Genomic DNA, 6,299 nt, shown 5'->3' on the forward strand with positions numbered 1-6,299 from the left:
ATGAAGCAGACGACTCCCTGCTACCCGCTGGCTCGCGCTCGTACTATCCCCGTCGAATCCAAGAACGCCCCCATATAGGCATAAAGCATTGGTCCAGCCAATGTTTAGCTCATATGAAGCATTAGGATTAAAAGCGGCTCGCGTATATCTAATGTCTAACATTTAGTATATGCCGATAACGCTTAGACGATGCACGACATGTTCCAATTGAACTTGTCATTATATGCTTCGCACTGTTGTAGATGCGATGTTGCTACTTTCTTAGTATAACATGAATTCACTCAATTTGTGCACACTTCTTATTGCCAACTGAGGAAAACTAACGTATAACCTTCTGCTTCTCACGCAAAATGCGCTGGATATCGCGCTGTGCATCCCGCTTGGCAGCCGCCTCGCGTTTGTCAAACTGCTTCTTGCCTTTACCAAGTCCGATTAGCAGCTTCGCATAGCCATTGCGAATGTAAACCTTCAATGGCACAATGGAATAGCCCTCTTGCTTGGATTGACCGAGCAATTTGTGAATTTGCGCCTTATGCAGCAAAAGCTTGCGCGCACGCGTTGGATCAGAAGGGTTATGAATATTGCCTTGCTCAAATGGGCTGATATGCATGTTATGAATAAAGATTTCACCATTGCGAATCGTAGCAAAAGCATCGCTAATATTAGCACGACCATTGCGCAAAGACTTGATCTCTGTCCCCTTTAACACCATGCCTGCCTCGAAAGTTTCCTCAATGAAATAATCATGGGAAGCTTTCTTATTCTGGGCGAGCTGTTTGCCATCGCTTTTCTTGCTACCCATGTTGTCACCTCGTTCTTTCAATTGTGCACGGCTTTGGTCAAGACCATACTGCAGCCTGTAGGTATTTATTGTAACAACTCTTTTTATCAAAATCAATCATCCATGCGCTTGCTCAAAATATTTGTTATCACTCCAAGGATAAACGGCTCCGCCGCCCTTTGGACAGGCGCGTTTACCGATGAAATATAGAAACAGACAGATATGAGATAAAAACTTATACTTATTCTAATATTTTAAAAAAATAGCTTCCAATTATACATAAAAAAAGCCGCCATCACCATAAGGTAAGGGCGGCTTCCCCAAACGATTGTTAAGCTATTATAGCTTTACAACGTTCTCAGCTTGTGGTCCGCGGTTGCCTTCAACTACGTTGAACTCAACACGTTGGCCTTCTTCAAGAGTTTTGAAGCCTTCGCCAGTGATAGCGGAGAAGTGTACGAATACATCGTTGCCGCCTTCAACCTCGATGAAGCCGAAACCTTTCTCAGCGTTGAACCATTTAACTGTACCTTGTTGCATGTGGAAAACCTCCATAAAATGTATTAATATGCGCCTGTTTCGTCTATCAAACAAAAAATTCACACATTGGAAAGGGTTCATGATTTGTAATGATACCCTTTTCAATATGTGAATGCAGGTTCATATCATTGATTGCTTTGAGTGTACTATACCCGCAAGCAAAATGCAAGTAACAACGCAAATATATTTTTCCAAATAAATCGACAGCGTTCGCACCCCTAAAGGACATAGCAGCAAGGGTTCTCGTTCTCTTTACAATGTCTTTTCATTAAGGGGTGCTGTTAGCTAACTGGAAATTATTTTCGCTTTTTGCGAACAAATGCAGCTGTTGCATTATTGCTTTTTTTCTTTTTTTGTTTCCTCTTTTTTAAACCTTCAGCTATGCTCCCGATTTCTGACTCAACGCGAAGGTCATTTTTGGTTTTGCCAGCACCTTTTATAATATGGAGCTTCACATCGTCATTGTGTTTCTTTTTTTGGTTCGCTTTAATGCCTTTATCCTGCCAAAACGCCTTTTTGCTGTCGCTGTCTCGACTATGCGAATGCTGGTCAGTATCGCGAATCGGAAGACCCCACATATCGGTACGAACATCGCTGCTTGCTGCAGAGTCGGAATGTTTGTGTTCAGATCGAGGTGCTCCGCTGGATTTTCCTGTTTTGCGATCAGCTGCTTTTCCAGCTTGATGTTCAGTCATCCAAGGATTGTCGTTTCCTTCTTTTACGCCGTTACTATGTCGTTTGCCTCTGCGGCCCGCCGCCGTACGGTCTATAGTGTCGCCAGAACGCTTTGAGCGGCCCGTGGCTCGACCGCCGCCATCAGCGGAGTTACGAGTACGCAAAGAGGTGAAGCTTGTTGCTGGGGAGCCTTCTGCTCTTCTAGATGAGCCCCGCTTTTCGGAATCTCTTTTTGCGTAACCCCGGCGGCCCCCTCCTCCATACGCTCCAAAGCCTGCGTCTGCGATACCTTTATATTCGCCGCGCTGCTTCATATCAACCATTTCAAAATCTATATTATGCTCATCCATATCGACTCTGGCCACGCGTATTTTCACTTCATCGCCAATACGATATACCTTCGATGTGCGCTCACCGATCAAGACCATATGCTGCTCATGGAAATGATAGTAATCGTCTGTTAAATCGCTTAGTCTAATTAATCCTTCGACTGTGTTATCCAATTCGACAAACATGCCGAAACTTGTCACACTGCTAATAATGCCAGTAAATTCTTCGCCCACTTTATCCAGCATATATTCGCATTTTTTCAGCTTCTCTGTATCCCGCTCCGCCTCAGTAGCCACTCGTTCACGCTCTGACGAATGCTGAGCAATATCCGACATGCGGCCTTTGAGAGCATCAAATCTAACCTCTGACAACGAACCGCCGCCAGCGATTACTTCTCGAATAATGCGGTGGATAACGAGATCCGGATAACGTCGAATTGGCGATGTAAAATGTGTATAGAACTCTGCAGCCAAACCAAAGTGTCCAAGACTCTCAGCATCATACTTTGCCTGCTTCATGGAGCGAAGCATCATCGTAGAAATGACGGTAGCTTCCTTTGTGCCTTCAATTTCAGCCAGCAAGCTTTGCAGTGCACGCGGATGAACAGAATTGCCTTTTCCCTTTACAACGTAACCGAAATTAGACGCGAACTGCATAAAGGTCATTAGCTTCTCTTGATCCGGATCCTCGTGGATACGGTATAAGAAAGGCATGCGCAACCAATGGAAATGTTCGGCAACTGTCTCATTAGCGGCCAGCATAAACTCCTCGATAATCTGTTCAGCTACAGAGCGCTCGCGTTTGACAATATCAATTGCTTTGCCTTCTTCGTCGACTATAATTTTCGATTCTTGAAAATCAAAATCGATGGCGCCGCGCTTCATGCGCTTGGAGCGAAGCTTCATTGCCAGCTTCTCCATCAAATCAAACATATCTAATAAATTTGCATAGCGCTCTTTCAGTTCAAGCTCGGGTTCTTCCTCGGTAGCGGTAAGAATCTTTCGAACATCAGAATAAGTCATGCGCTCGGTTGTACGAATAACGCTTGTAAAAATATCATGACGAACTCGTTTAAAGGTTTTCGCATCAAATTCCATTTCACACGAAAGCGTTAAACGATCGACCTTAGGATTGAGCGAGCAAATCCCATTAGACAAACGATGCGGCAGCATCGGAATAACACGATCGACCAAGTAGACGCTGCAGCCTCTGCGATAGGCTTCCTGATCAAGCTCAGAGCGCTCCCGTACATAATACCCGACATCAGCGATATGTACGCCGAGCAAGTAATTGCCATTTTCAAGACGCTTCACTTGAACTGCATCATCCAAATCCTTTGCATCTGCGCCATCAATCGTGACGATAACCTCGTTGCGCAAATCTCTGCGCCCTTGGCTTGTAATTTCCTCTTCAGTTATATGTTCAGGCGCAGCAATTGCCTCCGCCATAACCTCATCCGAAAATCCTTCTGGCAGCTGATGCTTTCTTACAATAGATAAAATATCTACGCCAGGGTCATTTTTATGACCTAATATTTCAATAATTTCTCCTTCTGCCGCAGCTCTGCCTTCCGGGTAGTGCACGATGCGTACAACAACCTTTTGTCCGGTAACTGCTCCCTTGAAGCCCTCCTTAGGAATAAAAATATCGCGGTTGATACGTTTATCATCAGGGGATACAAAAGCGTACGTATCAAAATTCTCAAATGTACCTACTATTTGGGTAACAGCGCGCTGTACAATCCGTACAACCTCGCCCTCCATCCGTCCGCCCCCAGGGCTTTTGGCAGTAATACGCACCAGAACAATATCACCGTTCATAGCGGTTTTCAGATCATTAGCATGAAGGTATACATCAGGGTGATCCTTCTCATCTGGAATAAGAAAGGCAAAGCCTTTGGCATGTGCTTGCAATTTGCCCCGCAGCAGGTTCATGCGCTCTGGCACGCCGTAGCGGTCATTGCGAGTGCGCAAAATAGCGCCCTCTTGTTCAAGCTTATTCAATGTTTTTAAAAACTTCTTGAATTCAATGGCATCATCAATGCCAAAATGTGCTTCCAGCTCTTGATAGGTCATCGGTTTATAAGCAATTTCTCGCATAAATTGCAAAATGCTTTGTTCATGATTATCCATGATTACATGTTCTCCTCGTGTATTGGTTCCAACCAATAGATTTCCATATATTATGTAGTATACACGAATGCGATGTTTTGCATCCGTTTTTAACATAATAATCTGATTCTGTGAAGAGTGGATGCTCCTCTAAATTAATATAAACAAAAAAGACGGGGAAATCCCCCGTCTTTTAAAATTCGATGTAGATTATTGATTTACAAAATACGATACGACCAGCGCCAGCACGAAAAATCCAGCTGCTAATACAACAGTTAAACGTTGTAAGAACAAGTCCAAACCGCGTGCTTTTTGCTTACCGAACAAATGCTCTGCACCGCCAGTAATCGCTCCAGACAATCCTGCACTTTTACCCTTTTGCAGCAATACAACAGCGATAAGTCCGATCGCAAATATGACAAGCAAAATCTTCAAAAATACATCCATTGATTCCACCTCCAACATAGGCGCTCCGAAAAACACATAAGATGATTTTATCATAGTTGTCAACACATTACAATAGGACGAGTAAAATCTAAAATTGGAACGCAGCTGCAGTCCGAAATCAAACCTGATTGTAGTGCCTTTACTTCTCTATTTAATCGACACGCTTAATAACACAGTTACTCGAAAGGCTTTAATATTTGACGAATGGCATAAATGCGATTTGGATCCATCGGCTTTGAAAAACTTGAATCTACGCGGACAGCAGAACCGTAATGGACCTGGCCAATGCCTGTTTCCCGTAAGAATTGCTCCGTATTTTCAACCGATAATCCGCTGCCACCCTGAAGATGTAATCCAAGCTCCACTGCCCTTTGTTGTAATCTTTTTAAGTGCTCCATGCTGTCGATTGCTTTATCAGCACCGCCAGAGGTTAGTATTCGGCTAATCGCAGGGTACTGGGCCAGCACTTTCAAGCCTTCGAACTGATCCACCAGCTCATCAAAAGCGCGGTGATACGTCACATCTAGCCCATCTGCAGCTTTCAGCAATCTTTCAAGCGATTGAATATCGATCTGCCGATTGGAATTGTTGGAGCCAATAACGATCCCAGGAGCACCGCATGCTTTTACAGCTTCAATATCTCTGATCATAAGAGTGATATCCGCCTCAGAATATGTGAAAGACTGGCTATGCGGGCGAATCATAACGTATACCGGTATTTTAGATGTGGCTACCGCTGCTTCTATCAGACCAATACTAGGCGTCAAGCCTCCCTCTGCTATGCCGCTTACTAATTCAATGCGGTCTGCAGAGCTTGCCGAAGCGACAGCAATATCATCAATCGTTGTTGCTATGACTTCAAGTATCATTTCATAAACCTCCTAGATTGCATTATGTTAGCCGTCAGCTAATTGTCTGGCATCACCCGGTTCGATTTTCGATTTTCACAAGAACGTTAAGCTAGGAGCAATTTTCCATAACTTTTTCAAGCCGCAATCGTGCTCTCTAAAGTTTTAACGAAGCTCAGAAGCTTTATATCACCAATAACAGCACTTTGTCAATTCATTGTAGATAGTTGCAACAAGCAATAGAAGGGGTGGTCTTCCGATCAAGATTGGGATTCCGACCGCTGTTGTAGTCTAATTTTTATGAATAAATAACCCCTGTAAAGGAAAAAATTAGCCTACAAAGGCGGACGCTGCCGCTTCTCCATTCCCATTCTTGCTCTCCGTTTCCCCTTTCTCATCACTTATCAATCGTTGCCCACAATGAATCGACAGTCTCTACATAGTCGTTAGAGTTTAAAAAAAGCAGGTTTTAAGCCAAATAGCGCAGTCAAGATTCGTTAGAGTTTGCGCAACCGCACCACTGGCACCACTGCACAAGCTATACCCCCTCCGCTTGGTCCGCACTCT

The 6,299-nt window shown here is 44.1% G+C and carries 5 protein-coding genes; all 5 read right to left on the reverse strand.

Annotated features, from left to right (window positions below; genetic code table 11):
• Window positions 1-319: 319 nt before the first annotated feature.
• The gene (gene smpB, locus V1L65_RS28485; protein WP_331702739.1) at window positions 320-802 is read right to left on the reverse strand and encodes an SsrA-binding protein SmpB; all 483 of its coding nucleotides are present in this window, start codon (window positions 800-802) and stop codon (window positions 320-322) included.
• A 318-nt stretch (window positions 803-1,120) separates the two neighbouring features.
• On the reverse strand, window positions 1,121-1,321 hold the full coding sequence (locus V1L65_RS28490) for a cold-shock protein (RefSeq protein ID WP_331702740.1): 201 nt from the start codon (window positions 1,319-1,321) through the stop codon (window positions 1,121-1,123).
• A 296-nt stretch (window positions 1,322-1,617) separates the two neighbouring features.
• Window positions 1,618-4,458 carry a ribonuclease R gene (rnr, locus tag V1L65_RS28495; protein WP_331702741.1) on the reverse strand — a complete coding sequence of 947 codons (2,841 nt, stop codon included), beginning with the start codon at window positions 4,456-4,458 and terminating at the stop codon, window positions 1,618-1,620.
• A gap of 189 nt (window positions 4,459-4,647) precedes the next feature.
• Window positions 4,648-4,884, reverse strand: a complete 237-nt coding sequence (gene secG, locus V1L65_RS28500; protein WP_331702742.1) for a preprotein translocase subunit SecG — start codon at window positions 4,882-4,884, stop codon at window positions 4,648-4,650.
• A gap of 176 nt (window positions 4,885-5,060) precedes the next feature.
• Window positions 5,061-5,753 carry a copper homeostasis protein CutC gene (locus tag V1L65_RS28505; RefSeq protein ID WP_331702743.1) on the reverse strand — a complete coding sequence of 231 codons (693 nt, stop codon included), beginning with the start codon at window positions 5,751-5,753 and terminating at the stop codon, window positions 5,061-5,063.
• Window positions 5,754-6,299: the final 546 nt, after the last annotated feature.

The sequence above is a fragment of the Paenibacillus sp. IITD108 genome (assembly GCF_036541265.1).
Lineage (GTDB): Bacteria > Bacillota > Bacilli > Paenibacillales > Paenibacillaceae > Pristimantibacillus.

Excerpts from the sequence above, each read along its gene's own strand:
- V1L65_RS28505 (WP_331702743.1), bottom strand. The coding sequence starts at position 5,753 with ATGATACTTGAAGTCATAGCAACAACGATTGATGATATTGCTGTCGCT.
- smpB (WP_331702739.1), bottom strand. The coding sequence starts at position 802 with ATGGGTAGCAAGAAAAGCGATGGCAAACAGCTCGCCCAGAATAAGAAA.
- rnr (WP_331702741.1), bottom strand. The coding sequence starts at position 4,458 with ATGGATAATCATGAACAAAGCATTTTGCAATTTATGCGAGAAATTGCT.
- V1L65_RS28490 (WP_331702740.1), bottom strand. The coding sequence starts at position 1,321 with ATGCAACAAGGTACAGTTAAATGGTTCAACGCTGAGAAAGGTTTCGGC.
- secG (WP_331702742.1), bottom strand. The coding sequence starts at position 4,884 with ATGGATGTATTTTTGAAGATTTTGCTTGTCATATTTGCGATCGGACTT.